Below are 26,847 nucleotides of genomic sequence, written 5' to 3'. Positions count from 1 at the left end.
GAGTCGCCAAGTCCGAGGCTCCGGTAGTCACCGGGGTCTGGTGCAAAAGGGAGATGCTCGCCGGCCGGTGGGCCGGCAGGGCGATCCGGGAACGGAGTTCTGCGTGGACATCGTCGTCAAAGGCCGCAAAACCGAGGTGCCCGAGCGGTTCCGCAAGCACGTGGCCGAGAAGCTGAAGCTGGAGAAGATCCAGAAGCTCGACGCCAAGGTGATCAGCCTCGACGTCGAGGTGTCCAAGGAACACAACCCGCGGCAGGCGGACCGGTCCGACCGCGTGGAAATCACCCTCCACTCCCGGGGACCGGTGATCCGGGCGGAGGCGGCGGCAGGCGACCCCTACGCAGCCCTTGACCTCGCGACGGGCAAGCTCGAGGCCCGCCTGCGCAAGCAGCACGACAAGCGTCACACCCGCCGCGGCACCGGGCGGCTCTCCGCCGCGGAGGTCGCCGACACCGTTCCGGGAGTGGCCCACCTCAACGGCAACGGCTCCGTGGCGGTGGAGGAGCGCGACTCCGTCCCCACCACGCGGATGGGCCCGCTCGAGGTGCGGGGCGAAGGTCCCCTGGTGGTCCGCGAGAAGACCCACACGGCCGCCCCGATGTCCCTCGACCAGGCTCTCTACGAGATGGAGCTGGTCGGGCACGACTTCTACCTGTTCGTCGACTCCGAGACCAAGCAGCCCAGCGTCGTCTACCGTCGGCACGCCTACGACTACGGCGTCATCCACCTGGAGAGCGACCCGCTGGCCGGCTCCGAGGCAGGCGGTGCGGGGGGCGCGCTCGGCGGTTGACGACTGCCGAACCACTCCGGTGGTGCCCCTGGGAGCGCCGTGTGCGCCCCCGGGGGCACCCCCGTGCGACCAGAGGATCACCGCTTCACCGTCCGGGCATGAAATCATGACGGGGCACGCCAACCGCTGCTCCGAAGGCCGGGGTTGGCGTACCGCACGGGAACGTCAGGCAGGCCTGCAGGGGGAGGAACGATGGCGGACAGCTTCGGCCCGGTGCACCACCCGGGCGGCTTCGGCGCCCCGGTGGGCGGAGCCGGCCGCGGGAGCGACACGGACAGCGAGACGTCCCGCAAGGAACCCATCAGGGTCCTGGTGGTGGACGATCACGCGCTCTTCCGCAGGGGCCTGGAGATCGTTCTCGCCCAGGAGGAGGACATCCAGGTGGTCGGCGAGGCGGGCGACGGCGCGGAAGCCGTCGACAAGGCCGCCGACCTGCTCCCCGACATCGTGCTGATGGACGTCCGGATGCCCAAGCGCGGCGGTATCGAGGCCTGCACCTCCATCAAGGAGGTCGCCCCCAGCGCCAAGATCATCATGCTGACGATCAGCGACGAGGAGGCCGACCTCTACGACGCGATCAAGGCGGGCGCCACCGGCTACCTCCTCAAGGAGATCTCCACCGACGAGGTGTCCACCGCCATCCGGGCGGTCGCCGACGGACAGTCGCAGATCAGCCCGTCCATGGCGTCGAAGCTGCTCACCGAGTTCAAGTCGATGATCCAGCGCACCGACGAGCGCCGCCTCGTCCCGGCGCCCCGGCTGACCGACCGGGAGCTGGAGGTCCTGAAGCTGGTCGCCACGGGCATGAACAACCGGGACATCGCCAAGGAGCTCTTCATCTCCGAGAACACGGTGAAGAACCACGTCCGCAACATCCTGGAGAAGCTCCAGCTGCACTCCAGGATGGAAGCGGTGGTCTACGCGATGCGGGAGAAGATCCTCGAGATCAGGTGAGGCTCAGGTGAGACGGGCCAGGGCGGACGACAGCACGGGCCCGAGCTCCGGACGGTCGACGCGCTCGACCCGTACGGAGTCGCAGCCCACCCACTCGGCGGCCTCGCGCAGCGCCTGCGCCATGGGGGCGACGGCCTTCGGTGAGGCCAGCGACACCTGCCTGGCCACCAGGGTCTTCCCCTCCCGGGCCGGATCCACCCGCCCCATCAGCTTCCCGCCCGCCAGCAGCGGCATGGCGAAATAGCCGTGTATCCGCTTCTGCTTGGGGACGTACGCCTCCAGGCGGTGTGTGAAGCCGAAGATCCGCTCGGTCCGCGCGCGCTCCCAGATCAGTGAGTCGAACGGCGACAGCAGCGTCGTGCGGTGGCGGCCGCGCGGCACGCTCGCCAGGGCCTCCGGATCCGCCCAGGCCGGCTTGTCCCAGCCCTCCACCCGCACCGGCACCAGCCCCGAGTCGGCGACCACGGCGTCGAACTGCTCGCCCTTGAGCCGGTGGTAGTCGGCGATGTCCGCACGCGTGCCGACCCCCAGCGCCTGCCCCGCCAGCCGGACCAGCCTCCGCAGGCACTCCGCGTCGTCCAGCTCGTCGTGGAGCAGGTGATCCGGGACGGCGCGCTCGGCGAGGTCGTACACCCGCTTCCAGCCGCGCCGCTCGGTGCACACCACCTCGCCGTGCATCAGCGCCCGCTCGACGGCGACCTTCGACTCGGACCAGTCCCACCACTCGCCGCCGTTCTTGGCGCCGCCCAGTTCCGTGGCCGTCAGCGGGCCCTCGGCACGGAGCTGCTCGAGCACGGTGTCATACGCCCCGTCCGGCAGTTCGTGGCCCCACTGCGGGCGGGAGCGGTAGGCGCGGCGGCGGAAGGCGAAGTGCGGCCACTCCTCGATCGGCAGGATGCACGCCGCGTGCGACCAGTACTCGAAGGCGTGGGGCCCCGCCGCCGGGCCGGCGGATCGGGCCGACCAGTACGCGGCCTCCACGGTCGTACGGCCGACGGCGCCCAACCGGGCGTACGGCACCAGCTCGTGGGAGCGGGCGAGCACCGAGATCGTGTCCAGCTGGACGGCGCCGAGCCGGCGCAGGACACCACGCACCCCCGCGCGGCGGTCCGGCGCGCCGAGGAAGCCCTGGGCACGCAGAGCGATACGACGGGCCTCGTCGGCGGAGAGGTCGGCGGTGGCAGGAGGCAGGGGCGTCATGGTCCGCACGGTCGTCATGCTCGGCACGATAGACCGCGGCACTGACAGTCAGGCCGGGTCCGGCCGGGCCGGGAGGTAGGGCAGCCGGGAAGGCAGACCGAGGTCACAGGGCAGCAGGGCGCCGATCCAGCAGTCGCGAACCGTTCCCCGGTGCTCCATGGCCGCGCGCAGGGTGCCCTCGACCGTGAAGCCGGCCTTCTCGGCGACCGCCCGGGAGCCCCGGTTGCCGACCTGGGCGCGCCACTCCAGGCGGAGGCAGCCGAGCTCGGTGAAGGCCCAGCGGGCCAGGGCGAGCACGGCCTCCGTGGCGTATCCGTGGCCCCGGTGCTCCCGCACGGTGTAGAAGCCGATCTCCCAGGCGCCCGAGCGCGGGTGGTGGAGGCTCGTGGAGGCCAGGAGCGGGCCGCCTTCCCGGGGGCGTACGGCGAACGTGTACTCGGTGTCGTCGCGCCAGCCGTCAGGAACACGGCGGCCGGCGAAGTCGGCCGCGTGCCGCCGCTCGTAGGGGGAGGGGACGGCGATCCAGCGCTGGATCTCGGGATCCTGGCAGGCGGCGAGCACCTCTCCGGCGCCGGCGGGCGTGAAGGCGGCCAGGCGCAGGCGTTCGGTGGTGAGGGCGACGGGCTCCATGGCGGGATTCTGGTACGAGGGGAAGGGACGGGGCGAACACTTTTCGGGTTGAGCGGCACCTTCGGCACGCCCCGCGCGTTGTCCTTGCGGGCGGCATGTCGGCGCGGCAGTCGGTCCAGGTGAGCGCGGACCTCCCGGCCCGGCGGCGTCCTCGCTTACGATGGCCGTTGCGGTGGGGCCCACCTGCCGTGCCCGTGCCAGTGTCCATGACAAGACCTAGTGCCAGGCCCGACCGGCAAGGAGACCAACCTCAGTGTCCGTCTTCAACAAGCTCATGCGTGCAGGCGAAGGCAAGATCCTGCGCAAACTGCACCGCATCGCGGACCAGGTCAACTCCATCGAAGAGGACTTCGTCAACCTCTCCGACGCCGAGTTGCGGGCGCTCACCGAGGAGTACAAGCAGCGGTACGCCGATGGTGAGAGCCTCGACGACCTGATGCCCGAAGCGTTCGCGACGGTCCGCGAGGCCGCCAAGCGGGTGCTCGGCCAGCGCCACTACGACGTACAGCTGATGGGTGGCGCCGCGCTGCACCTCGGTTACGTCGCCGAGATGAAGACCGGTGAGGGCAAGACCCTCGTCGGCACGCTGCCGGCGTACCTGAACGCGCTGTCCGGCAAGGGCGTGCACCTGATCACGGTCAACGACTACCTGGCCGAGCGCGACTCCGAGATGATGGGCCGGGTCCACCAGTTCCTCGGCCTGACGGTCGGCTGCATCCTGGCGAACATGTCGCCGGCGCAGCGCCGCGACATGTACAACCGCGACATCACGTACGGCACGAACAACGAGTTCGGCTTCGACTACCTGCGCGACAACATGGCGTGGTCCAAGGACGAGCTCGTCCAGCGCGGCCACAACTTCGCCTGTGTCGACGAGGTCGACTCCATCCTGGTCGACGAGGCCCGGACGCCGCTGATCATCTCCGGCCCGGCGGACCAGGCCACCAAGTGGTACGGCGACTTCGCCAAGCTGGTCACCCGCCTCAAGAGGGGCGAGCCCGGAAACCCCCTCAAGGGCATCGAGGAGACCGGCGACTACGAGGTCGACGAGAAGAAGCGCACCGTCGCCATCCACGAGTCCGGCGTCGCCAAGGTCGAGGACTGGCTGGGCATCGACAACCTCTACGAGTCGGTGAACACCCCCCTCGTCGGGTACCTGAACAACGCCATCAAGGCCAAGGAACTGTTCAAGAACGACAAGGACTACGTCGTCATCGACGGCGAAGTCATGATCGTCGACGAGCACACCGGCCGTATCCTCGCCGGCCGCCGCTACAACGAGGGCATGCACCAGGCGATCGAGGCGAAGGAAGGGGTGGACATCAAGGACGAGAACCAGACCCTCGCCACGATCACCCTGCAGAACTTCTTCCGCCTCTACGACAAGCTGTCCGGCATGACCGGTACGGCCATGACCGAGGCCGCCGAGTTCCACCAGATCTACAAGCTGGGCGTCGTCCCGATCCCGACGAACCGGCCGATGGTCCGCAAGGACCAGTCGGACCTGATCTACCGCACCGAGGTCGCCAAGTTCGCCGCGGTCGTCGACGACATCGAGGAGAAGCACAAGAAGGGCCAGCCGATCCTCGTCGGTACGACGTCGGTCGAGAAGTCCGAGTACCTGTCCCAGCAGCTGTCCAAGCGCGGCATCCAGCACGAGGTGCTCAACGCCAAGCAGCACGACCGCGAGGCGTCGATCGTCGCCCAGGCCGGCCGCAAGGGCGCCGTCACCGTCGCCACCAACATGGCCGGCCGCGGTACCGACATCAAGCTCGGTGGCAACCCGGACGACCTCGCCGAGGCCGAGCTGCGCCAGCGCGGCCTCGACCCGGTCGAGCACCAGGAGGAGTGGGTGGCCGCGCTGCCCGCCGCCCTGGAGAAGGCCGAACTCGCCGTGAAGGCCGAGTCCGAGGAGGTCAAGGAGCTCGGCGGACTGTACGTCCTGGGTACGGAGCGGCACGAGTCGCGGCGTATCGACAACCAGCTGCGCGGCCGTTCCGGCCGTCAGGGCGACCCCGGTGAGTCCCGCTTCTACCTCTCGCTCGGCGACGACCTGATGCGGCTGTTCAAGGCCCAGATGGTCGAGCGCGTCATGGCGATGGCCAACGTCCCCGACGACGTACCGATCGAGAACAAGATGGTCACGCGGGCGATCGCGTCCGCGCAGTCGCAGGTCGAGCAGCAGAACTTCGAGACGCGCAAGAACGTCCTGAAGTACGACGAGGTGCTCAACCGGCAGCGTGAGGTCATCTACGGCGAGCGCCGCCGCGTCCTGGAGGGCGAGGACCTGCACGAGCAGATCCGCCACTTCATGGACGACACGATCGACGCCTACATCGAGGCGGAGACCGTCGAGGGCTTCGCCGAGGAGTGGGACCTGGAGCGGCTGTGGGGTGCCTTCAAGCAGCTCTACCCGTGCAAGGTCACCATCGAGGAGCTCGAGGAGGCGGCCGGCGACCGGGCCGGCATCACCGCGGAGTTCATCGCGGAGTCCGTCAAGGACGACATCCACGAGCAGTACAACGCGCGCGAGGAGCAGCTCGGCTCCGACATCATGCGTGAGCTGGAGCGGCGCGTGGTGCTCTCCGTGCTGGACCGCAAGTGGCGTGAGCACCTCTATGAGATGGACTACCTCCAGGAGGGCATCGGCCTGCGCGCCATGGCGCAGAAGGACCCGTTGGTCGAGTACCAGCGCGAGGGCTTCGACATGTTCACCGCCATGATGGAGGGCATCAAGGAGGAGTCCGTCGGCTACCTGTTCAACCTGGAGGTCCAGGTCGAGCAGCAGGTCGAGGAGGTCCCGGTGCGGGACGGTGCCGCCAGGACGTCCCTGACCAAGGAGGACGCCGTTCCGGCGCAGGCGGGTGCCGGGCGTCCGGAGATCCGGGCCAAGGGCCTGGACGCGCCGCAGCGGCCGGACCGGTTGCACTTCTCCGCACCGACCGTGGACGGCGAGGGCGGTGTCATCGAGGGCGACTTCGAGAACGGCGACGGCTCGTCCCGGTCCGAGGCGGACGGAATGACGCGCGCGGAGCGCCGCAAGGCCCAGAAGGGCGGGCGTCGCCGCAAGAAGTAACCCTCCGCGGCAGTGAGGGTGGTGCCGGGGCCGGGCGCGTGACGGGAGTCGCGTGCCCGGCCCCGTCGTCGTCGGTCAGTGGCGCTCGCCGCCGAGTTCCACGGCGGCGCAGCGCCACTTGCCGTCGGTGCCCTGCTCCAGGCGGAACGCCATCGCGCGGACCTGCTCGCCCGCCGCGATGCTCGCGAACGCCTCGACCACGCCCGGGCGCAGCGGGAAGCCGCCGCAGCGGCGGACGACGGGGCGCGCGCCTCGGGCGCGCAGGGGAGTGGTGGGCGCGAGCCGGATCAGCTGGTCGTACGCCTCGCCGACGGTCTGGCCGAGCATCCAGTGGACGGGGCGCGCACCGCTGAGGACGGCGAGCAGTCGCTCGGCGAAGAGGACGTGGGGCGGGAGCGGCCCCCGGGCGGGCGCCGCGGTCGTGGTGCGGGCCGGGGTGGTGCGGGTGGGGCCGGCCGCGGGGCGGGGTGAACCGGGCCGGACCGTGCCGGGGCCGCGTTGGTCCCGGCGGCGGGCCGGGCCGGACGTCGCCCTGGTTGCGGTGGTGCTCATGATGATCGCCCCCGTTCCGTAGGGCCCGGTGTCTACCGGGCGGTAACTTGCATTGGTGATCTTCTACGGGGGCAGGGAGCCGCCCCGCAATCGGCTCCCGGGCGGGTGCCGGATCCAGGGGCGGATCACCTATCAGGGTGACGGTGGCGGCCCGGGCCGGGCGCCGGGCAGGGTGACACGGGGCGCCGGGTGGACAGGGCGGTCCGACGACCGCCGGCCCCGAAGGGGGACTCCGCACGTATTCTGGGGACGTCTCCCGACTACGAAAGCGGCCTGCCATGCGCGTCTACGTCCCCCTGACCCTCCCCGGTCTCGCACAGGCGCACGAGGCGGGCGAGCTGGGCCCCGGCCCGCTGACCGCGTACGCCGTGACACCGGGTCTGCGCGAGTGGTACGTGTCGGACGACATCGAGGAACTGGAGTACGCGGCGCTCAACCGGGCGGCGGCCGCGTCGCTGCGGATGCTGGCCGCCGATCCGTCCGCGGCACGGCGGCGGGTCGTCGTCGCCGTCGACGTACCCGACGGGGCGGCGGTCGCCGATCCCGACGGTGCCCTGGAGCCCTCGTCGGTGGGCGAGGTGCGGATCGCGCGGGCGGTGCCGCTGGCGAAGGCGGCGGCGGTGCACGCGGACGCGGACGCGGACGACGCCGAGGCCGACGTGTCCGCCGCGGCGGAGGCGCTGGGCGCGGCGGATCACGGGGACGGCGACGCGCAGTTCGTGGTGGACGGGGCGGAGGACCACGAACTGCTGTGGTTCGGGGTGCAGGAGATTCCCGGGTTGATCGGCTGATCGTCGGGCTGTGGACGACGGGGGCTCGTTGTCGGACCCTGCCGGTACCTTTTTGGGCATGGGGAAGCGCGGCACACACCTGGTGTGGGACTGGAACGGCACACTGCTCGACGACATCGACGCGGTCATCGGGGCGACGAACGCCGCGTTCGAGGAGATAGGCCTGGAGCCGATCACGCTCGCGCGGTACCGGGAGCTGTACCGCGTGCCGGTACCGCTCTTCTACGAGCAATTGATGGGGCGGCTGCCGACCGAGGCGGAGTGGCTCGTGATGGACGAGGCCTTCCACCGCCACTACTGGCTGCGGGCCGAGGTGTGCGGGCTGGCGGAGGGCGCCGCCGAGCTGCTGGCGTCGCGGCAGGCCGACGGGCTGACGCAGTCGCTGCTGTCGCTGGCCCCGCACGAGCTGCTGGTGCCGATCGTGCGGCGGCACGGCATCGAGGGGCGGTTCCTGCGGGTGGACGGGCGGACGGGTGCCTCCACCACGGGCAAGGCGGAGCACATGGTGCGGCACCTGGTGGCGCTGGAGGGGGTGCCGCCGGAGCGGATCGTGGTGATCGGGGACGCGGCGGACGACGCGGTGGCGGCGGCGCACGTGGGGGCGAAGGCGGTGCTGTACACCGGTGGCTCGCACAGCCGGGCCAGCCTGGAAGTGGTCGGGGTGCCGGTCGTGGACTCGCTGCGGGAGGCGGTGGCCGTGGCGGAGGAACTGGCCGCGTAACCCTCGCCGGGCGGGAGTGCGGCTCGTCGCCCGGTGGGGTCTGGCGTGCGGTGTGGCGCGGTGCGGGGCGGTCTGGTGCGGCGCGGTGCGGTGTGGGGGTGCCCGTGGGGAGGGGTTTTCCATGTGCGGTGGGCGTCGTGGGCGGGTCCGGTTCGGTGCCGGGGCGTCCGACGGGCGGTTGGGCGGGGCGCGGGCCGGGTCAGCCGGCGGGGGACTCGGCGCGCAGGACCCGGAGGAACTCGCGCATCCAGGCGGGGTGGTCGGGCCAGGCCCGGGACGAGACCAGGGAGCCGTCGACGACCGTTTCGGTGTCCTGGAAGGCGGCGCCCGCTGCCTGCATGTCGAGCTCCAGGGCCGGGTAGGCGGTGACGTGGCGGCCGTCCAGGCCGCCGACCGCGGCCGTCAGCAGAGGGCCGTGGCAGATCTGGGCGACCGGCTTGTCGGCGTCGAAGAAGGACTTCAGGATCTTGCGGAGCTCGGCGTCGTTGCGGAGGTACTCGGGAGCGCGTCCGCCCGGGATCACCACGGCGGCGTACTGGCTCGGTTCGACCTCGGAGAACGCCAGGTCCGCGGGCCAGGTGTATCCGGGCTTCTCGGTGTACGTGTCGAAGCCCGGCTCGAAATCGTGGACGACGAAGCGCAGCTGCTTACGGGCGGGGGCGGCGATGTGGACCTCGTACCCCTCCTCGCGCAGCCGCTGGTACGGGTACAGGACCTCGAGGGATTCCGCCGCGTCGCCGGTGACGATAAGGATCTTCACGGTCATCACTGCCTGCCTCTGCTGGGAGGGGGAGGTGCGAGGTGTTTGCCATCAGGAGACGTGTCGCTGTCCAGAGTGTCAAACTTCAGGGCCGGGTTTTGTACACATACGGCTCATGACGGGCCGGGGGGCAGGAGCGATAGCCTAGGACCCGTGATCAGCGCGATACGCCATGGGGGCAGCGGAGCCCCCGGCCGGCGTCCGGAGTGCCACCGTGCCCGGACGATCGCTGACCCATCCCATCCGGCCAGGTCGCCAAAATTGGCCAATAACGGCCCGGACATCTCTCATCGCGGCATAACGTCGCCTCAGACCGGATACCCCGCGTCGTGGCGTTGTGTCACTTCTTTCACCTACGTCACGCAACGGCGCGCGACAGGAGCCAGAGGACATGCAGACCAAGCTGGACGAAGCCAAGGCCGAGCTGCTCGAGCGGGCCGCCCGGGTAGCTGAGAACAGCCCGGTCGGGGGGCAACTCCAGACTGGGGCCGAGGACGCGGAACGTCCGGACCAGGACATCGTCCTCGAGTACCTCCAGCGCTACTACCTGCACACCGCCCCCGAGGACCTCACCGACCGCGACCCGGTCGACGTCTTCGGCGCGGCCCTTTCCCACTTCCGGCTGGCCGAGAGCCGCCCCCAGGGCACCGCCAGCGTCCGCGTGCACACGCCCACCGTCGAGGAGAACGGCTGGACCTGCAGCCACTCCGTCGTCGAGGTCGTCACCGACGACATGCCGTTCCTGGTGGACTCGGTGACCAACGAGCTGTCCCGGCAGGGCCGCGGCATCCACGTCGTCATCCACCCGCAGGTCGTCGTCCGCCGTGACGTGACTGGCAAGCTCATCGAGGTGCTGCCCGACGGCGGCGACGGGAAGGCCTCGCACGACGCCCTCGTCGAGTCCTGGATCCACGTCGAGATCGACCGTGAGACCGACCGCGCCGACCTCAAGCAGATCACCGCCGACCTGCTGCGCGTCCTGTCCGACGTCCGCGAGACGGTCGAGGACTGGGAGAAGATGCGCGACGCCGCGCTGCGGATCGCCGACGACCTCCCCGGCGAGCCGATCGCCGACGACCTGCGCGACTCCGAGGTCGAGGAGGCCCGCGAGCTGCTGCGCTGGCTGGCCAACGACCACTTCACCTTCCTCGGCTACCGCGAGTACGAGCTGACCGGCGACGACGCGCTGGCCGCCGTACCCGGCACCGGCCTGGGCGTCCTCCGCTCCGACCCGCACCACAGCGACGACGAGGCGCACCCCGTCTCGCCCTCGTTCAACCGTCTGCCGCGCGACGCACGCGCCAAGGCCCGCGAGCACAAGCTGCTCATCCTCACCAAGGCCAACAGCCGCTCCACCGTGCACCGGCCCTCCTACCTCGACTACGTCGGGGTGAAGAAGTTCGACAAGGACGGCAACGTCGTCGGCGAGCGCCGCTTCCTCGGCCTGTTCTCGTCGGCCGCCTACACCGAGTCCGTACGCCGTGTGCCGGTGATCCGCCGCAAGGTCGCCGAGGTCCTGGAGAAGGCCGGCTTCTCGCCCAACAGCCACGACGGCCGCGACCTGCTCCAGATCCTGGAGACCTACCCGCGCGACGAGCTGTTCCAGACGCCGGTCGACCAGCTCGAGTCGATCGCCACGAGCGTGCTGTACCTCCAGGAGCGCCGCAAGCTGCGGCTCTACCTCCGCCAGGACGAGTACGGGCGCTACTACTCGGCGCTCGTCTACCTGCCGCGGGACCGCTTCAACACCACCGTGCGGCTGCGGATCATCGACATCCTGAAGGAGGAGCTCGGCGGCACCAGCGTCGACTTCACCGCCTGGAACACCGAGTCGATCCTCTCCCGGCTCCACTTCGTGGTCCGCGTGCCGCAGGGCACCGAGCTGACCCCGCTCACCGACGCCGACTCCGAGCGCATCGAGGCCCGCCTCGTCGAGGCCGCCCGCTCCTGGGAGGACGGCTTCGCCGAGGCGCTCAACGCCGAGATGGGCGAGGAGCGCGCCGCCGAGCTGCTGCGCACGTACGGCAACTCCTTCCCCGAGGGGTACAAGGCCGACCACACTCCGCGCGCCGCCGTGGCCGACCTCGCCCACCTGGAGGAACTGGTCCGGGGCGAGAAGGAGTTCGCGCTCTCGCTGTACGAGCCCGTCGGGGCGGGCCCCGGCGAGCGCCGGTTCAAGATCTACAAGACCGGTGCCCAGATCTCCCTCTCCGCCGTCCTGCCGGTCCTCAACCGGCTCGGCGTCGAGGTCGTCGACGAGCGCCCCTACGAGCTGCGCTGCGCCGACCGCGCCCAGGCGTGGATCTACGACTTCGGCATGCGCATGCCGCACGGCGCCGGCGGCGACTACCTCGCCGACGACGCCCGTGAGCGGTTCCAGGCGGCGTTCGCCGCGACCTGGACCGGCCAGGCCGAGAACGACGGGTTCAACGCGCTGGTGCTGAGCGCGGGCCTGGGCTGGCGGCAGGCGATGGTGCTGCGGGCGTACGCCAAGTACCTGCGCCAGGCCGGTTCCACCTTCAGCCAGGACTACATGGAGGACACCCTCCGCCACAACGTCCACACCACCCGCCTGCTGGTCTCGCTCTTCGAGGCGCGGATGTCGCCGGAGCGGCAGCGGGCGGGCACCGAGCTGACCGACGGGTTGCTGGAGGAGCTGGACGGCGCGCTGGACCAGGTCGCCTCGCTCGACGAGGACCGGATCCTGCGGTCCTTCCTCACCGTCATCAAGGCCACGCTGCGCACCAACTTCTTCCAGAAGAAGGAGGACGGTACGCCGCACGACTACGTGTCGATGAAGTTCGACCCGCAGGCCATCCCGGACCTGCCGGCGCCGCGCCCGGCGTTCGAGATCTGGGTGTACTCGCCGCGCGTCGAGGGCGTCCACCTGCGCTTCGGCAAGGTCGCGCGAGGCGGTCTGCGCTGGTCCGACCGGCGTGAGGACTTCCGTACCGAGATCCTCGGCCTGGTCAAGGCGCAGATGGTGAAGAACACCGTCATCGTGCCGGTCGGCGCCAAGGGCGGGTTCGTCGCCAAGCAGCTCCCCGACCCGGCCGCCGACCGCGACGCCTGGATGGCGGAGGGCATCGCCAGCTACCGGACGTTCATCTCGGCGCTGCTCGACATCACCGACAACATGGTGGCGGGGGAGGTCGTCCCGCCGGCCGACGTCGTCCGGCACGACGAGGACGACACGTACCTCGTCGTCGCAGCCGACAAGGGCACGGCGACGTTCTCCGACATCGCCAACGAGGTCGCGGTCGCGTACGGCTTCTGGCTGGGCGACGCGTTCGCGTCCGGTGGCTCGGCCGGCTACGACCACAAGGGCATGGGCATCACCGCCCGCGGCGCCTGGGAGTCGGTCAAGCGGCACTTCCGCGAGCTGGGCCACGACACGCAGACGCAGGACTTCACCGTCGTCGGCGTCGGCGACATGTCGGGTGACGTGTTCGGCAACGGCATGCTGCTGAGCGAGCACATCCGGCTGGTCGCGGCCTTCGACCACCGGCACATCTTCATCGACCCGAACCCGGACGCGGCCGCCTCGTACGCCGAGCGGCGCCGCCTGTTCGAGCTGCCGCGCAGCTCCTGGGCCGACTACGACAAGACGCTGCTGTCCCAGGGCGGCGGCATCCACCCGCGTACGGCCAAGTCGATCCCGGTCAACGCGCACATGCGCGCGGCCCTCGGCATCGAGGGGACGGTCACCAAGCTGACCCCCGCCGAGCTGATGCAGGCCATCCTCAAGGCGCCGGTGGACCTGCTGTGGAACGGCGGCATCGGGACGTACGTCAAGGCCGTCACCGAATCGCACGGCGACGTCGGCGACAAGGCCAACGACGCCATCCGCGTCAACGGCGAGGACCTGCGGGTGAAGGTCGTCGGCGAGGGCGGCAACCTGGGCCTGACCCAGCTCGGCCGGATCGAGTTCGCCCAGCGGGGCGGCCCCGAGGGCGAGGGAGGCAGGGTCAACACCGACGCCATCGACAACAGCGCGGGTGTGGACACCTCCGACCACGAGGTGAACATCAAGATCCTGCTCAACGGTCTGATCGCCGACGGTGACATGACGGTCAAGCAGCGCAACAAGATCCTCGCCGAGATGACCGACGAGGTCGGCTCGTTGGTGCTGCGCAACAACTACGCGCAGAACGTGGCGCTGGCCAACGCCGTCAAGCAGTCACCGTCGCTCCTCCACGCCCACCAGCGCTTCATGCGCCGCCTGGGCCGCGAGGGCCGGCTGGACCGGGCGCTGGAGTTCCTGCCCACCGACCGCCAGATCCGCGAGCTGCTCAACACGGGCAAGGGGCTCAGCCAGCCCGAGCTGGCCGTCCTCCTCGCGTACACCAAGATCACGGTGGCGGACGAGCTGATCCACACGGACCTGCCGGACGACCCGTACCTGCGCGCGCTGCTGCACGCCTACTTCCCGACGAAGCTGCGCGAGGAGTTCGCCGAGCAGATCGACGCCCACGCGCTGCGCCGCGAGATCATCACGACGGTGCTGGTCAACGACACGGTCAACGCCGGTGGCTCCACCTTCCTGCACCGGCTGCGGGAGGAGACCGGCGCGTCGATCGAGGAGATCGTCCGGGCGCAGACCGCCGCCCGCGCGATCTTCGGGCTGAGCGAGGTGTGGGACGCCGTCGAGGCTCTCGACAACCGGGTCCCGGCCGAGGTCCAGACCCGTATCCGGCTGCACTCGCGGCGCCTGGTCGAGCGCGGTACGCGCTGGCTGCTGGGCAACCGGCCGCAGCCGGTCCAGCTCGCCGAGACCGTCGAGTTCTTCGCGGAGCGGGTGGAGCAGGTCTGGGCGAAGCTGCCGCAGATGCTGCGCGGTGCCGACCTGGAGTGGTACGAGTCGATCGTCGCCGAGCTCACCGCGGCGAACGTCCCGGAGGAGCTGGCGCTGCGGGTGGCGGGCTTCTCGTCCGCGTTCCCCACGCTCGACATCGTCGCGATCGCGGACCGGACGGGCAAGGACCCGATGGCGGTCGCCGAGGTCTACTACGACCTGGCGGACCGGCTCTCCATCACCCAGCTGATGGACCGCATCATCGAGCTCCCGCGCGCCGACCGCTGGCAGTCGATGGCCCGTGCCTCCATCCGCGAGGACCTGTACGCCGCGCACGCTGCGCTCACCGCCGACGTGCTGTCGGCCGGGGACGGCACCTCGTCGCCCGAGGAGCGGTTCGAGGCCTGGGAGCGGAGGAACGCCGCGATCCTCGGCCGGGCGCGTACGACGCTGGAGGAGATCCAGGGTTCGGACGCGTTCGACCTGGCGAACCTGTCGGTCGCGATGCGGACGATGCGGACCCTGCTGCGGACGCACAGCTGACCACGTGCGGCTGACCAGGTGCGGCTGACGACGCACGGCTGACGCCGAACGCGAAGGGGGGCGCCCCGCCGGTCTCCGGCGGGGCGCCCCTTCCGCGCGCACAGGCGTGTGTCACAGCCCCTTGAGCGACGGCGGTCCCGGCACGGTCTCCGCCCACAGCCGCCGGCACGACAGCAGCGCGGCGGCCACCAGCAGCGCGTTGCGCAGGGCCACCACCAGGAACCCGAGCGGCGTCACGGTGATGACGTCGTCGTACAGGACGGGGTACGCCAGCGCACTGAGCGCCGCCGCGGGCAGCATCAGCAGCGCGACCGTCCGCTGGCCGGTGTCCCGGCAGGTCAGGCAGACGGCGCCGAGTCCCAGCAGCCACACCATGTACTGGGGGCTGATCACCCGACTGGTCACGGTGAACAGCAGCACCGCGGTGAACGCGGCGTCCACCGGGGTCGCCGCACTCCACTGCCAGGACCGCACCCGCCACAGCAGCAGCCAGCAGAAGGCCAGCGCGGTCAGCAGCAGCGCGAAGTGGGCCACGCTGGAGGCGTACGGGCCTGCCAGCTCGAAGGCCCCGTACCGGTAGCGGACCTCACCGGGCCACCACCCGGCCAGCCGCGCCAGCGACAGGGCGGTGCCGCCGACCGACTCGATCTGCACGCCCCGGCTGCCCTGCTGGCGCGCGAAGTCCAGGGTGTGCGAGAACCCCAGCGCGAGGACCGTGAACAGCACGCCCGCGGCCACCAGCGCCGAGGTCCACGCCCGGCGCGTGAGGTGCCCCCGGGGCGTGCCGAGCAGGGTGAGCAGCGGCCACACCTTGATCATGGCGCCCAGCCCGGCCAGTGCGCCGCCCAGCCGGGCGTGCCCGCCCCGGAGCGCCAGCAGGCCGAGGACCGCGACGGCGGTGACCTGGACGTCGTACCGCGCCAGGGGCAGGTGCAGGAGCAGCGGCAGACCGCCCACCCACAACCAGGCCCCGCCGGTCCCGGCCCGTGCGAGCGCGAAGGCGACCACGGCGTCGGCGCACAGCGTGAGGGCGACGAACGCCTGGTAGTACGTCAGCTCCGGCACGTGGCCCGGGGCCAGGAACACCAGTCCGGCGCCGGGCGGGTACTGCCAGGTGACGTCGTCGGGCGGGAACGTGCCCTGCGAGAGCTGCTGGTACCAGTGCCGGTACAGCAGGTAGACCTCGCGGCCGATCCCGCCGATGCCGAGGGTGTCCCGCCACAGGAGCAGGAGCATCCCGGCGCGCGTGAAGGCCCACACGGCGGCCAGCGGCAGAGCGGAGGACCGGTCCGTGAAGATGGGCGTGCGGCGTGCGCTGATCCTGGAGATGGTCATCGCTGGGCACTTTAGCCCGCTACGCCCTATTTCTTCCTGGTGTGTGCCTCGTATGCGTCAACGACCTCCCCCGCCGGGCCGTCCTTCAGCAGCCGTCCGGCCTCCAGCCAGATCGCCCGGTCGCACGTCCGGCGGATCGTGGAGTTGCTGTGGCTCACGAGGAACACCGTCCCGGCCGCCTCGCGCAGCTCGCTGATGCGCTCCTGGCTGCGGCGCTGGAACCGCGCGTCGCCGGTGGCCAGCGCCTCGTCGACGAGCAGCACGTCGTGGGACTTGGCGGCGGCGATGGAGAACCGCAGCCGGGCGCCCATGCCCGAGGAGTACGTGCGCATCGGCAGCGAGATGAAGTCGCCCTTCTCGTTGATGCCCGAGAAGTCGACGATCTCCTGGTAGCGCTCCTTGATCCGCTCGCGCGACATGCCCATCGCGAGGCCGCCGAGGATGACGTTGCGCTCCCCGGTCAGGTCACCCATCAGGGCCGCGTTCACCCCCAGGAGGGACGGCTGGCCGTGGGTGTAGATCCGCCCCTCGCTGGTGGGCAGCAGGCCGGCGATGGCCTTGAGGAGGGTGGACTTGCCCGAGCCGTTGGAGCCGATCAGCCCGATCGCCTCGCCCTTGTACGCGGCGAAGCTGACGCCCTTGACGGCGTGCACCGTCCGGGTGCCCGGCGCCGTGCGCGTACGGGAGAGGATCCGGCCGAGCGCGGCCGTCGCGCCGCCCCTGCCCGCCCGGCCGGCGCCCCGGACGGTGTAGGTGATGTGCACACCGTCGGCGACGACGGTCGGTACCCGCTGTTCGGTCTGCGCGTCAGCCACGGCCGTACGTCTCCTCTGCCTGCCAGAACCAGATGAACCCGCCCACGGCGGCGACCAGCGCCCAGCCGGTCGCCACGGCCCACACGTGCGGCGGCAGCTGGGCGGAGGTGAAGCTGTCGATGAGCGCGTAGCGCGTCAGGTCGATGTAGACGGCCGCCGGGTTGCACTCCAGCGCCAGCAGCACCGCGTGCGGCAGGTGGTTGCTCGCCAGGACGTGCTCGACGCTCCACATCACACCGGACACGTACATCCAGGTGCGCAGCAGGAACGGCATCAGCTGCGCGATGTCCGGCGTACGGGCCGCGAGCCGCGCCAGCGCCAGTGTCACGCCCGTGTTGAACAGGAACTGCAGGAACAGGGCCGGGACGGCCAGCAGCCAGGACCGCCCGGGCGTGACGCGGAAGCAGAACAGGATGAGCACCAGCGCGCCCAGCGAGAACACCAGCTGCTGGAGCTGCTGGAGCGCGAGCGAGATCGGAAGGCTCGCGCGCGGGAAGTGCAGGGCCCGTACGAGACCGAGGTTGCCGCTGATCGCGCGCGTCCCCGCGGTGATCGAGCTGGAGGTGAAGGTCCAGATGAACACGCCTGTGACGAGGAACGGGACGAAGTCGGGGACGCCGGCCCTGGTGTTCATCAGGACACCGAAGATGAGGTAGTAGACCGCCGCGTTGAGCAGCGGGGTCATCACCTGCCACACCTGGCCGAGCCGTGCCTGGCTGTACTGGGCGGTGAGGCGGGCGGTCGCGAAGGCGGTGATGAAGTGGCGCCTCGACCACAGTTGGCGGGTGTACTCGGGCAGGGAGGGCCGTGCCCCGCTGACGGAGAGCCCGTGCCGGAGGGCGAGCGCGCGGAGGTCGTCCTCGTGGTGGTGCACCGGCGGGGGTGCGAGTGTCTCCGTACTCACCAGGCGGTCTCCCTCGGCGGTGGGCTCGGTGTGTGGGGGCGGGCAGCGATGGAACGGGACCGTTTCGTCGCTACGGGGAGGGTAGGGCGGGAGTGCGACGGAACGCAACCGTCCCGTCGTCACGTGGGGGTGGCGCTATGATCCGGGCATGAGCACACCGCCGCCCCGTCGGCAGCCCGCCGGAGCCGCCGTACTCCGGGAGGACGTCACCGAAGCCATCCGGGCCGCCGTCTTCGAGGAGCTGGCGGCGGTCGGCTTCGCCCGTATGTCCATCGAGGGCATCGCCCGGCGGGCGGGCGTCGGCAAGACCGCCGTCTACCGGCGCTGGAAGTCCAAGCTGTCGCTCGTCCTCGACCTGCTGACCGCCTTCGCCGCCCAGGGCCTCCCCGCCCCCGCCACCGGCTCGCTCCACGGGGACGTCCGCGCCCTGCTGGAGGTGGCCGCGCACGCGCTGCGCCACCCGGTCGCCTCGCAGGTCATCCCGGACCTGCTCGTGGAGGCGGCCCGCCACCCCGAGATCGCCGACGCGATCAAGGCGGCCCTGCTGGACGGCCAGCAGGGCGTGGCCGCGCTCGTCGTCCGCGACGCCGTCGCGCGCGGCGAACTGCCCGAGGGCGCCGACCCCGACCGCGCCCTGGACCTCGTCATCGGGCCGCTCTACTGGCGCCTGGTGGTGGTCCGCACGCCGTTCCCCGAGGGGTACCTCGACGACCTGGCGGCGTCGGCGGTCGCGGCGCTGAAAGCCTGACGGCCGGCGGGCCCGAGTGGAGCCGAGGGCCTGAGTGGAGCCGAGGGCCCGGGATCTGGGCAGAGCCGAGGGAGTGAAGGGTCTCCGGGTCCGCAGGCCTGCGGGTCGGCAGGGCCTGCGGGTCGGCAGGGCTTGCGGGTCGGGAAACCTGCGGGCCGGGGGCTCGGGGCCCGGGGCCCTTGCGGCCGTCACCCGGTCGGACGCGGCTTCGGTGACGCCGGGCGTCCGTCGCTGTTGAGCCTGCCGACACGAAAGGACGGTGGGTCGCCGTGCGCGAGCTGAGTATCGAAGGTGCCTGGGTCATGGAGCCGCGGGTCTTCCATGACGACCGCGGCAGCTTCCACGAGTGGTTCAGGGCACCGGAACTCCATGAGGCGGCGGGGTACGGGTTCGGGCTCGCCCAGGCGAACTGCTCGGTCTCCGCGCGGGGGACCCTGCGGGGCGTGCACTTCGCCGACGTGCCGCCGGGCCAGGCCAAGTACGTGACGTGCGTGCGCGGCGCCGTCCTGGACGTGGTCGTCGACCTCCGCACCGGCTCGCCCACCTACCGGACCTGGGAGGCGGTGCCGCTGGACGACCGCGAGCACCGGGCGGTCCACCTGGCCGAGGGGCTCGGCCACGCGTTCATGGCGCTCACCGACGACGCGACCGTGGTCTACCTCTGCTCGCGCGGTTACGCCCCCGCCCGCGAGCACGGCGTCCACCCGCTCGACCCCGGCCTCGCCATCGACTGGCCGGCCGGCCTGACTCCCGTGCTCTCCGAGAAGGACGCGGCCGCTCCCACCCTCGCCGAGGCTGAACGGACGGGCCTGCTGCCGTCGTACGACGCCTGCTCCCGCTGGTACGCGGGGCTGCGCGCCGACGCGGCGGAGGCCACCGCCGCGCCGCCCCGCGTCCCGGCGACACGGCACTGACCCGGCACCCGTCCGACACGCGTCCGGTAGGTCCTGGCGCGTGCTCCGGCACGGCCCCGGCAGCCGTCCCGTACGCGGCGCGCCCGAACGCGTCGATGCCGGGTACCGCCTCGGTCGAGGCGGTACCCGGCATCCGTTATGACGGCGTGTCAGCGCCCGGGTGGGCTACCAGCGGTACCAGCGGCCACGTGCGCCGCCGTGACCGGCCGGGCGGACCAGGAAGCCGACCAGCCAGACGACCAGCACAATGGCCGCCAACCACCAGAGAACCTTCGCAGCGAAACCCGCGCCGAAAAGAATCAGAGCGAGAAGAAGAACGAGAAGAAGCGGGACCATGGTTATCAACCTCCGAGCCAGCTTGTGCCCGGCATAAAGAAGATCACACGACGGAAATCATATTTTTCTTGCCGGGTTTGTTCCGCGTGTTTTCCGGCAACACGACAGGACAATCCCGTAGTCGATAGCGTGGGAGTGTGATTTCCGATGGCAGCCGACGAGAAGGCGCAGGCCCGGACCGAGAAGGCCAAGGGCAAGGTCAAGGAGACGATCGGGCGCGCCACGGACGACGAGGGCATGGCCGCCGAAGGCCGTTCCGAGCAGTCCAAGGGTGATCTGCGGCAGGCGAAGGAGAGCGCCAAGGACGCCTTCCGGCACTGATTCACCGGTTCATCCCGCATGCGGCCCGCCCCCTTCCGGGGCGGGCCGCATCCGTGCTTCAGGTGGCGCCCGGCGGGGTGAAGCAGGCGGTGATGGTCTTTCCGTGCTGCTGGGCGTGCGTGTGCCAGTGGTCCGACAGCGCGTCGACGAGGGCGAGACCGCGGCCGCCCGGTGAGGTGGAGTCGAGGCTGCGCGGAGCCGGCACCCCACCGCCGTCGTCATGGACGCTGACGTGCAGGCACCGGCTGTCCCAGGTCAGTACGAGCTGCGCGGAACTGTGCGCGTGGACATGGGCGTTGGTGATCAGCTCCGAGACCGTGAGCAGGACGTCGTCCACCGTCTCGGGCGCGTCCTGCGTCCACTCCAGTGACTCCAGGTGCTCGCGGGCCCAATTCCGCCCTGCCCGTATGCCGCCCGATACGGGGAAGCACCGGGCCCAGCCCACGGCCCTCATCGACGAGTCGGCCATCGTGTCTCCTTTGCGTCCGGACCTGCCACCCCGTGTACCCCCGGACCGGAAAGGCAACGACCCCGGCCCCGGCTTGTCATGGCCGGTCGCTTCGGGGGCACACGGGTCGAGGTCAATACCCTTCAGGGTCGGGGGAGTTGGGGTGAGGCGTCTCAACGCATGGTTCGGTGAGCACCTGTGGGCGACGGCCCTGGTCTCATTGGTCGCCGCCAGCGCGCTGATCATGCTGATCAGCCCGGGGCGGCCGTGGTGGCAGGTGCTCCTGCGGGTCTCCGTGATCTCCCTCGGCGGGGTGGCCGTCATCTACGTACGCCGGTGCCGGGAGAAGCGGGTGACCGGTGGCTCCGACCGGACGGTCGTGGCGCTGGAGGAGAGACTGCGGCGCGGTGAGGTGCCCGAGGAGACGGGCGAGCGGGAGGCCCTGGAGCGGCTGGTGGCGCACCGGCTGCACGCCTCGCGGCACTGGCGCTGGGCGGCCGCAGGCATGTACGTGCTGATCGGGCTGGTCATGGTGGGGGTCGCCCTCACGGCAGAAGCCCCGGTGGCCGTCGGCTACGCGGTCTTCTCGGCGGTGTTCCTGGGCTGGCTCACCCTCAGCGCCGTACGTCGCGTCCGGCAGCTGCGGGACATGGCGGAAGCACTCCGACAGGAGAAGAACGCCGGCGTGTTACGCGTCGGCGAAGCATGAGGCATCGGGAAGGAAGGAACGTCGTGACGCGGAAGAAGTCGAACCTCGTGCCGGCCGCCCTCGTGTGCGCGGGCGTCGCCGGGCTCACCGGCTGCGGCGACAGCGGGCCGGACCGGCCCTTCGAGGGGCAGAGCGCCGACCGGATAGCGGCGAAGGCCGTCGAGGCGACGCGGGACGCCGAGTCGGTCCGGCTCGCGGGCACGGCCCGGCAGGGAGGAACCGGCGTGGAGGTCGACTTCCGGGTCGACGAGCAGGACAACTGCGTCGGCACGATGTCTGGGCAGGGCGTCACCGCCGAGGTCCGGCAGACCGGGCAGACGGTGTACCTCAAGGGCAACGAGACGTTCTGGAAGAGCGCCCTCCAGGGGCAGCCGGGCACGGACAAGGCGGTCGGGCAGCTCCGGGGCAAGTGGGTGAAGAGCGAGCCGGGCAAGGCCGCCGGTACGCAGGGCATGTGCGACAAGCAGGCCGCCCTCGCCGCGATGGACGGCGACAAGTCCGAGCGCCAGGGGATGGAGCGGGGCGCCACCACCACCGTCGACGGCAAGGAGGCGCTCGCGCTCCACAAACGGCAGCCGGACGGTGAGAAGCTCACCCTGTACGTGGCGACGGAGGGTGAGCCGTACGTCCTCAAGACGACGTCCGAGGGCGGGAAGACGCCCAGTGAGATGGTCTTCACCGACTACAACGAGAAGGTCGACGTCGAGGAGCCGCCCGCCGGCCAGGTGGTCGACCCCGCGACCGTCACGATGAACCGCTGAGCCCATGTCCTGGCCGGTGGAACCGTTGGACGCGGAGAGCAGGCGTGCCGTCCGGCTCTTCGCCCGGACCGGACTGGTCCTGAGTCTGCTCCTGACCGCCCTGTGCGTGTACGACCTGGTGGCGGGCCGGGGCTGGTCGGCCGTCGCCACGGCCGGGCTGCTCCTCGCCGGTGTGAACGCCGGAGCCCTGTGGCTGTCCCGGAACGGGCAGCGGTCATGAGGCGCCGCCGGCGATCCGGCGGCGCGCCGGCCCGGCCCGCGGGGCGGCGCGCGGGGGCGGGGCGGCGGCCCGTGGCGGGGGCGCCGCCCGTGCCCCTCAGCCGGACGCGGCCGCCCGCAGCGCCGGGAACGCCCGCGGCAGCGCCTCCCGCCAGTCGCGCAGCGGCGGCAGGTCCGCCTCGCGCCAGCGGGCGTGGCCGAGCACGCTGTACGCGGGCCTGGGCGCCGGCCGGGGGTAGGACGCGCTCGTGACCGGGCGGACGCGCGCCGGGTCCGTGCCCAGGAGGCGGAAGGTCTCCCGGGCCAGGTCGTACCAGGTGCCCTCGCCGCTGTTCGTGGCGTGGTAGACGCCGGGGGGCGCGCCCACGAGCCGGACCAGCCGGCCGGCCACGTCGGCGCTCCAGGTCGGCTGGCCCAGCTGGTCGTCGACCACGCCGACCACCTTCCGGGACGCCGCCAGCCGGATCATCGTCCGTACGAAGTTCGCGCCGCCCGCCCCGTACAGCCACGCCGTCCGCACCACATAGCCGCGCTCGGGGAGGATCTCCAGGACCGCCCGCTCGCCCGCCAGTTTGGTGCGCCCGTACGCCGTGCGGGGGCCGGGCACCGCCCCCTCGGCGTACGGCACGCGCGCGTGGCCGTCGAAGACGTAGTCGGTGGAGACGTGCACCAGGGCGCAGCCGACGAGGGCGCACGCCTCGGCGAGGTGCCGCACCGCCGTCCCGTTGACCGCCAGGGCGTCCGGCTCGCGGGACTCGGCGTCGTCCACCGCCGTCCACGCGGCGCAGTTGACGACGACGGACGGGCGCAGCCCCCGCAGCGCCGCCAGGACCGCGCCCCGGTCGGTGACGTCGAGGTCGCGCCGGGTCAGTCCGACCGCCTCGACCGCCTCGTCCCCCAGGCGCGCCAGCACCTCCCGCCCCAGCATCCCGCCGGCGCCCGTCACGACCCAGGTCACAGCGCCGCCCGGTCCAGCAGCGGTTCCCACCAGGAACGGTTCTGTCCGTACCAGGCGACCGTCTCCGCCAGTCCGGTCGCGAAGTCCTTGCCCGGCCGGTAACCCAGCTCGTCGCGGATCTTCGTCCAGTCCACCGAGTAGCGCCGGTCGTGGCCCTTGCGGTCCTCGACGTGGTCCACCCTGGACCAGTCGGCGCCGCACGCCTCCAGCAGCAGGCCCGTCAGCTCCCGGTTGGACAGCTCCGTATCGCCGCCGATGTTGTAGACCTCGCCCGCCCGGCCCCGGGCGCGTACGAGTTCGACGGCCCGTACGTGGTCGTCGACGTGCAGCCAGTCCCGGACGTGCGAGCCGTCCCCGTACAGCGGCACCCGGCCACCGTCCAGCAGCCGGGTGATGAACAGCGGAACGACCTTCTCGGGGAACTGGTGGTGCCCGTAGTTGTTGGAGCAGCGCGTCACGCGCACGTCCAGGCCGTGGGTGCGGTGGTAGGACAGGGCGATCAGGTCGGCGGACGCCTTGGTGGCGGCGTACGGCGAGTTGGGCCGCAGGGGCTGGTCCTCGGTCCACGAGCCCGTGTCGATCGAGCCGTACACCTCGTCCGTGGAGACCTGCACGACCGTGGAGACACGGTTGCGCACGGCCGCGTCCAGCAGCGTCTGCGTACCGAGCACATTGGTGCGCACGAACGCGTCGGCGCCGGCGATCGAGCGGTCGACGTGCGACTCGGCGGCGAAGTGGACGATCTGGTCGTGCTCGGAGACCAGCTTGTCCACCAGGACCGGGTCGCAGACGTCGCCGTGGACGAAGGCGAAGCCCGGGTGGCCGCGCACCGGGTCGAGGTTCGCGGGGTTGCCCGCGTAGGTGAGCTTGTCGAGGACGGTGACCTCCGGACCGCCGGGGCCCGAGGACCCCAGCAGCGTACGGACGTAGTGCGAGCCGATGAAGCCGGCGCCGCCGGTCACCAGGACACGAGGGGCGGTGTTCATGCCGAGATCTGCACCTTGCTGTGATCGCCGAGCACCAGGCGGTGGGCGGCGGGGATCGGCGGGGCGGGGGTGATTTCGACGTTACGTCCGATGAGGGAGGCCTCGACGCGCCCCACGCCGTGCAGGGACGAGCCGCTGAGCACGATGGAGTACTCGATCTCGCTGTCCGTGACGCGGCAGTCCTCCGCGATGGACGTGGACGGACCGATGTAGGAGTTCTCCACGACCGTGCCCGCGCCGATGATGACCGGGCCGACGATCCGCGAGCCGCGCACGGTCGCGCCGTCGCCGATGCGGACCCGGCCGATGATCTCGGTGGCGGCGTCGACGGTCCCCTCGTTGCGCGGGGTGAGGAGCTCCAGGACGGACCGGTTCACCTCCAGCATGTCCGCCACGTTGCCGGTGTCCTTCCAGTAGCCGGAGACGACGGTCGAGGTCACCGCGCGGTGCTCGTCGATGAGCCACTGGAGGGCGTCGGTGATCTCCAGTTCGCCGCGCGCGGACGGCTCGATGCGGCGCACCGCCTCGTGCACGGCGGGCGTGAAGAGGTACACCCCGACGAGCGCCAGGTCGCTGCGGGGGTTCTCGGGCTTCTCCTCCAGGCGGGCCACCCGCCCGTCGACGTCGAGTTCGGCGACCCCGAAGGCGCGCGGATCGGGCACCTTCGTCAGCAGGATGCGGGCGGCGGGACGGGTGGCGCGGAACTCCTCGACCAGGTCGGTGATCCCGCCGACGATGAAGTTGTCCCCCAGGTACATCACGAAGTCGTCGTCGCCGAGGAACTCGCGGGCGATCAACACGGCGTGGGCGAGGCCCAGCGGGGCGTGCTGGGGGATGTACGTGACGGCGAGACCGAAGCGTGAGCCGTCACCGACGGCCGCTCGGATCTCCTCGGCGGTGTCGGGGGCGACGATGATGCCGACCTCGCGGATTCCGGCGGCGGCGATGGATTCGAGCCCGTAGAAGAGCACCGGCTTGTTGGCCACGGGAACGAGCTGCTTGGCGGACGTGTGCGTGATGGGACGCAGCCGGGTGCCGGCGCCTCCGGAGAGTACGAGTGCTTTCACTTCACTGGCCTGCCTGTCTGCCTCGGCTGACGGGGACAAGGTGCAGGTTGTGAACGAGAGTTGAGCGCCACGAATTACGTGGATTTCTGGGCCATACGTGTGATTCGGCAATTTTTCGCCGGTGCGGAAACACCTACTCAACGCCCATTGCGCACCGATGTGGTGAAGTCCTATGCGACGTAAGTGTGTTAATAGGTGCTTCGCTAGGTGTGGTGGGTATTGCTACGTTCGACAACCATGAACGTCGGAATGTCGTCTCTGTCCCGGGATGTACGGAAAGCCCGGATCATCGTCGTCGCCGTCGCGCTGGTCGCGTTCGTGGCCAAGACGGCACTCGCGGCGCACACGCGGGGACCCGCCGATGTGCGGTTCTTCTGGGGCTTCGCACGGGCCATCGCCCGGACGGACCCGGTACGCATCTACGCCGAGCAGATGCCGTGGCTGCCGGTCTACAACCACCCGCCGCTGGCCAGCTGGATGCTGCTGGGGATGGAGTGGCTCGCGCAACAGGGGGTGCCCTGGCGGCCCCTGATCCGCTTCCCGGCATGTCTCGCCGACTTCGTCACCGTGCTGCTGGTCTTCGCGATCGTGCGGCGGCGGGCGGCCCGGCTGCGTACGGCCGTGCTCTGCGCGGTCGGCGCGGCCCTCTGCCCGGTGCTCGTCGCCACCTCCGGCTACCACGGCAACACCGACTCGGTCGCCGTGATGTTCGCGTTCGCCGCCGCCTACCTGCTCGTCGACCGGGGCAGGCCGGTGGCGGCCGGGCTCGCGGCGGCGCTGTGCATCAGCGTCAAGCTCATCCCGGTCGTCGCCGTACCGCTGCTCTTCGCCACCGCGCTACGCTCCGGGGGCCGCACCGTCCTGCTGCGCTTCACGGCCGGGTTCGCCGCGCTGTTCCTCACCGTGTGGGGACCGGTCGTCGCCATCGTGCCGGGCGGGCTCAAGGCGAACGTCCTGGAGTACGCGGGCGGCAACTTCAGCTTCTGGGGCATCGTCCGCTTCGCCCGCTGGGCGGGTGTGCCGGAGCCGTACGTCACGCTGCTGCGCGGCGACGGCCACTTCCTGATCGTCGCCGCGATCATGGCCGTGGGCGTCTGGCTGGCCTGGCGGCGCCCGGCCGACGCGCCGCTCGCCGTCGCCACCACGCTCGGGCTGCTGCTGTTGCTGAGCACCGCGTCGGGCGTGCAGTACCTGGCGTGGCCGGCGGCCGGGCTGTTCGTCGTCGGCCTGTGGCAGGGCATGGCGTACGGGATCGTCGTCGGATCCGTCGCCGCCTCGGTCTACTCCGGACAGCGCCCGGTGCACTGGACGGACACGGAGATGGCCTTCGGCGCCCTGGGCTGGGCGGTCCTCGCCGTCTGCGTCGCCTCGGCGATCCGGGCGGCGCTGAAGGACGGGCACCGGCCCGCCCCGGCGGCGGTGCTCCCTCCGGCACGGCACGCGCCCGCCGCTGCGCCCGCCGGCCCCGCCGCGCCGGCGTCGGTGGCCCCCGCGCCCGCCGGGCCGTCCGCCCC

The 26,847-nt window shown here is 71.2% G+C and carries 25 protein-coding genes; 13 read left to right on the top strand and 12 right to left on the bottom strand.

The window, feature by feature from the left end:
* The first annotated feature begins 103 nt into the window (after positions 1–103).
* Together hpf and ABD347_RS26865 are read left to right on the top strand one after the other, a co-directional pair.
* Positions 104–790 (top strand): ribosome hibernation-promoting factor, HPF/YfiA family, encoded by a 687-nt coding sequence (gene hpf, locus ABD347_RS26870; RefSeq protein WP_344366015.1) that lies wholly within the window; start codon positions 104–106, stop codon positions 788–790.
* Between the two features lie 192 nt (positions 791–982).
* Positions 983–1,744 (top strand): response regulator, encoded by a 762-nt coding sequence (locus ABD347_RS26865; protein ID WP_344366012.1) that lies wholly within the window; start codon positions 983–985, stop codon positions 1,742–1,744.
* A 3-nt stretch (positions 1,745–1,747) separates the two neighbouring features.
* Here the strand turns inward: ABD347_RS26865 and ABD347_RS26860 are convergent, their stop codons facing one another.
* Positions 1,748–2,944: a winged helix-turn-helix domain-containing protein gene (locus ABD347_RS26860; protein ID WP_344366037.1), complete on the bottom strand. Its 1,197-nt coding sequence runs from the start codon at positions 2,942–2,944 to the stop codon at positions 1,748–1,750.
* 48 nt (positions 2,945–2,992) lie between these two features.
* The gene (locus ABD347_RS26855) at positions 2,993–3,574 is read right to left on the bottom strand and encodes a GNAT family N-acetyltransferase (protein WP_344366010.1); all 582 of its coding nucleotides are present in this window, start codon (positions 3,572–3,574) and stop codon (positions 2,993–2,995) included.
* Positions 3,575–3,827: 253 nt separating this feature from the next.
* On the opposite strand from ABD347_RS26855, the gene secA reads away from it, so the two are divergent.
* Positions 3,828–6,650 carry a preprotein translocase subunit SecA gene (gene secA, locus ABD347_RS26850; RefSeq protein ID WP_344366008.1) on the top strand — a complete coding sequence of 941 codons (2,823 nt, stop codon included), beginning with the start codon at positions 3,828–3,830 and terminating at the stop codon, positions 6,648–6,650.
* Positions 6,651–6,725: 75 nt separating this feature from the next.
* On the opposite strand, the gene ABD347_RS26845 is transcribed toward secA, so the two are convergent.
* Positions 6,726–7,202, bottom strand: coding sequence for an Rv3235 family protein (locus tag ABD347_RS26845; protein WP_344366006.1), 477 nt, complete (start codon positions 7,200–7,202; stop codon positions 6,726–6,728).
* 278 nt (positions 7,203–7,480) lie between these two features.
* On the opposite strand from ABD347_RS26845, the gene ABD347_RS26840 reads away from it, so the two are divergent.
* Together ABD347_RS26840 and ABD347_RS26835 are read left to right on the top strand one after the other, a co-directional pair.
* Entirely contained in the window at positions 7,481–7,993 is a 513-nt protein-coding gene (locus ABD347_RS26840; RefSeq protein WP_344366004.1) for a DUF6912 family protein, read from the top strand.
* Between the two features lie 58 nt (positions 7,994–8,051).
* Positions 8,052–8,714, top strand: a complete 663-nt coding sequence (locus ABD347_RS26835) for an HAD family hydrolase (RefSeq protein ID WP_344366003.1) — start codon at positions 8,052–8,054, stop codon at positions 8,712–8,714.
* A gap of 199 nt (positions 8,715–8,913) precedes the next feature.
* On the opposite strand, the gene ABD347_RS26830 is transcribed toward ABD347_RS26835, so the two are convergent.
* Entirely contained in the window at positions 8,914–9,480 is a 567-nt protein-coding gene (locus tag ABD347_RS26830; protein ID WP_344366001.1) for a DJ-1/PfpI family protein, read from the bottom strand.
* Positions 9,481–9,865: 385 nt separating this feature from the next.
* Here ABD347_RS26830 and ABD347_RS26825 point away from each other — a divergent pair, with 385 nt between their 5' ends.
* Positions 9,866–14,812 carry an NAD-glutamate dehydrogenase gene (locus ABD347_RS26825; protein WP_344366000.1) on the top strand — a complete coding sequence of 1,649 codons (4,947 nt, stop codon included), beginning with the start codon at positions 9,866–9,868 and terminating at the stop codon, positions 14,810–14,812.
* Between the two features lie 111 nt (positions 14,813–14,923).
* On the opposite strand, the gene ABD347_RS26820 is transcribed toward ABD347_RS26825, so the two are convergent.
* The 3 genes from ABD347_RS26820 to ABD347_RS26810 are packed head-to-tail and all read right to left on the bottom strand — an operon-like array spanning position 14,924 to position 17,866.
* Positions 14,924–16,147: a glycosyltransferase 87 family protein gene (locus ABD347_RS26820; protein ID WP_344365998.1), complete on the bottom strand. Its 1,224-nt coding sequence runs from the start codon at positions 16,145–16,147 to the stop codon at positions 14,924–14,926.
* A 26-nt stretch (positions 16,148–16,173) separates the two neighbouring features.
* Complete coding sequence (locus tag ABD347_RS26815) at positions 16,174–16,962, bottom strand: ABC transporter ATP-binding protein (protein ID WP_344365996.1); 789 nt, start codon at positions 16,960–16,962, stop codon at positions 16,174–16,176.
* A complete protein-coding gene (locus ABD347_RS26810; protein WP_344365995.1) occupies positions 16,955–17,866 on the bottom strand; it encodes an ABC transporter permease in 912 nt (303 codons plus the stop codon). The genes ABD347_RS26815 and ABD347_RS26810 overlap by 8 nt, the downstream gene beginning before the upstream one ends.
* 148 nt (positions 17,867–18,014) lie before the next feature.
* Here ABD347_RS26810 and ABD347_RS26805 point away from each other — a divergent pair, with 148 nt between their 5' ends.
* Positions 18,015–18,614, top strand: a complete 600-nt coding sequence (locus ABD347_RS26805) for a TetR/AcrR family transcriptional regulator (protein ID WP_344365993.1) — start codon at positions 18,015–18,017, stop codon at positions 18,612–18,614.
* Between the two features lie 269 nt (positions 18,615–18,883).
* Positions 18,884–19,528, top strand: coding sequence for a dTDP-4-dehydrorhamnose 3,5-epimerase family protein (locus tag ABD347_RS26800; protein WP_344365991.1), 645 nt, complete (start codon positions 18,884–18,886; stop codon positions 19,526–19,528).
* A gap of 165 nt (positions 19,529–19,693) precedes the next feature.
* Here the strand turns inward: ABD347_RS26800 and ABD347_RS26795 are convergent, their stop codons facing one another.
* Positions 19,694–19,864, bottom strand: coding sequence for a hydrophobic protein (locus tag ABD347_RS26795; protein WP_344365989.1), 171 nt, complete (start codon positions 19,862–19,864; stop codon positions 19,694–19,696).
* Positions 19,865–20,011: 147 nt separating this feature from the next.
* On the opposite strand from ABD347_RS26795, the gene ABD347_RS26790 reads away from it, so the two are divergent.
* Positions 20,012–20,185 carry a CsbD family protein gene (locus ABD347_RS26790; protein ID WP_344365986.1) on the top strand — a complete coding sequence of 58 codons (174 nt, stop codon included), beginning with the start codon at positions 20,012–20,014 and terminating at the stop codon, positions 20,183–20,185.
* 58 nt (positions 20,186–20,243) lie between these two features.
* On the opposite strand, the gene ABD347_RS26785 is transcribed toward ABD347_RS26790, so the two are convergent.
* Entirely contained in the window at positions 20,244–20,654 is a 411-nt protein-coding gene (locus tag ABD347_RS26785) for an ATP-binding protein (protein ID WP_344365984.1), read from the bottom strand.
* Positions 20,655–20,796: 142 nt separating this feature from the next.
* Between ABD347_RS26785 and ABD347_RS26780 the strand changes: the two genes are divergently transcribed.
* Genes ABD347_RS26780 through ABD347_RS26770 form a run of 3 tightly spaced genes read left to right on the top strand, consistent with a single transcriptional unit; the run spans position 20,797 to position 22,323 of the window.
* Positions 20,797–21,342 carry a hypothetical protein gene (locus tag ABD347_RS26780; RefSeq protein WP_344365982.1) on the top strand — a complete coding sequence of 182 codons (546 nt, stop codon included), beginning with the start codon at positions 20,797–20,799 and terminating at the stop codon, positions 21,340–21,342.
* A 23-nt stretch (positions 21,343–21,365) separates the two neighbouring features.
* The gene (locus ABD347_RS26775) at positions 21,366–22,103 is read left to right on the top strand and encodes a hypothetical protein (RefSeq protein WP_344365981.1); all 738 of its coding nucleotides are present in this window, start codon (positions 21,366–21,368) and stop codon (positions 22,101–22,103) included.
* A gap of 4 nt (positions 22,104–22,107) precedes the next feature.
* Positions 22,108–22,323 carry a hypothetical protein gene (locus tag ABD347_RS26770; protein WP_344365978.1) on the top strand — a complete coding sequence of 72 codons (216 nt, stop codon included), beginning with the start codon at positions 22,108–22,110 and terminating at the stop codon, positions 22,321–22,323.
* Between the two features lie 96 nt (positions 22,324–22,419).
* Here ABD347_RS26770 and rfbD read toward each other — a convergent pair whose 3' ends face one another.
* Genes rfbD through ABD347_RS26755 form a run of 3 tightly spaced genes read right to left on the bottom strand, consistent with a single transcriptional unit; the run spans position 22,420 to position 25,333 of the window.
* Positions 22,420–23,280 (bottom strand): dTDP-4-dehydrorhamnose reductase, encoded by an 861-nt coding sequence (gene rfbD / locus ABD347_RS26765; RefSeq protein ID WP_344365976.1) that lies wholly within the window; start codon positions 23,278–23,280, stop codon positions 22,420–22,422.
* On the bottom strand, positions 23,277–24,266 hold the full coding sequence (gene rfbB / locus ABD347_RS26760) for a dTDP-glucose 4,6-dehydratase (RefSeq protein ID WP_344365974.1): 990 nt from the start codon (positions 24,264–24,266) through the stop codon (positions 23,277–23,279). The genes rfbD and rfbB overlap by 4 nt, the downstream gene beginning before the upstream one ends.
* Positions 24,263–25,333 (bottom strand): glucose-1-phosphate thymidylyltransferase, encoded by a 1,071-nt coding sequence (locus ABD347_RS26755; RefSeq protein ID WP_344365971.1) that lies wholly within the window; start codon positions 25,331–25,333, stop codon positions 24,263–24,265. The genes rfbB and ABD347_RS26755 overlap by 4 nt, the downstream gene beginning before the upstream one ends.
* A gap of 237 nt (positions 25,334–25,570) precedes the next feature.
* Between ABD347_RS26755 and ABD347_RS26750 the strand changes: the two genes are divergently transcribed.
* The coding region (locus ABD347_RS26750; RefSeq protein WP_344365969.1) for a hypothetical protein at positions 25,571–26,847 on the top strand (1,277 nt) is incomplete at its 3' end.

This window comes from Streptomyces gobitricini (assembly GCF_039532985.1).
Classification (GTDB): domain Bacteria; phylum Actinomycetota; class Actinomycetes; order Streptomycetales; family Streptomycetaceae; genus Streptomyces; species Streptomyces gobitricini.
Note: the sequence above shows the minus strand (reverse complement) of the source record. Positions and strands in the feature narration are given on the sequence as shown.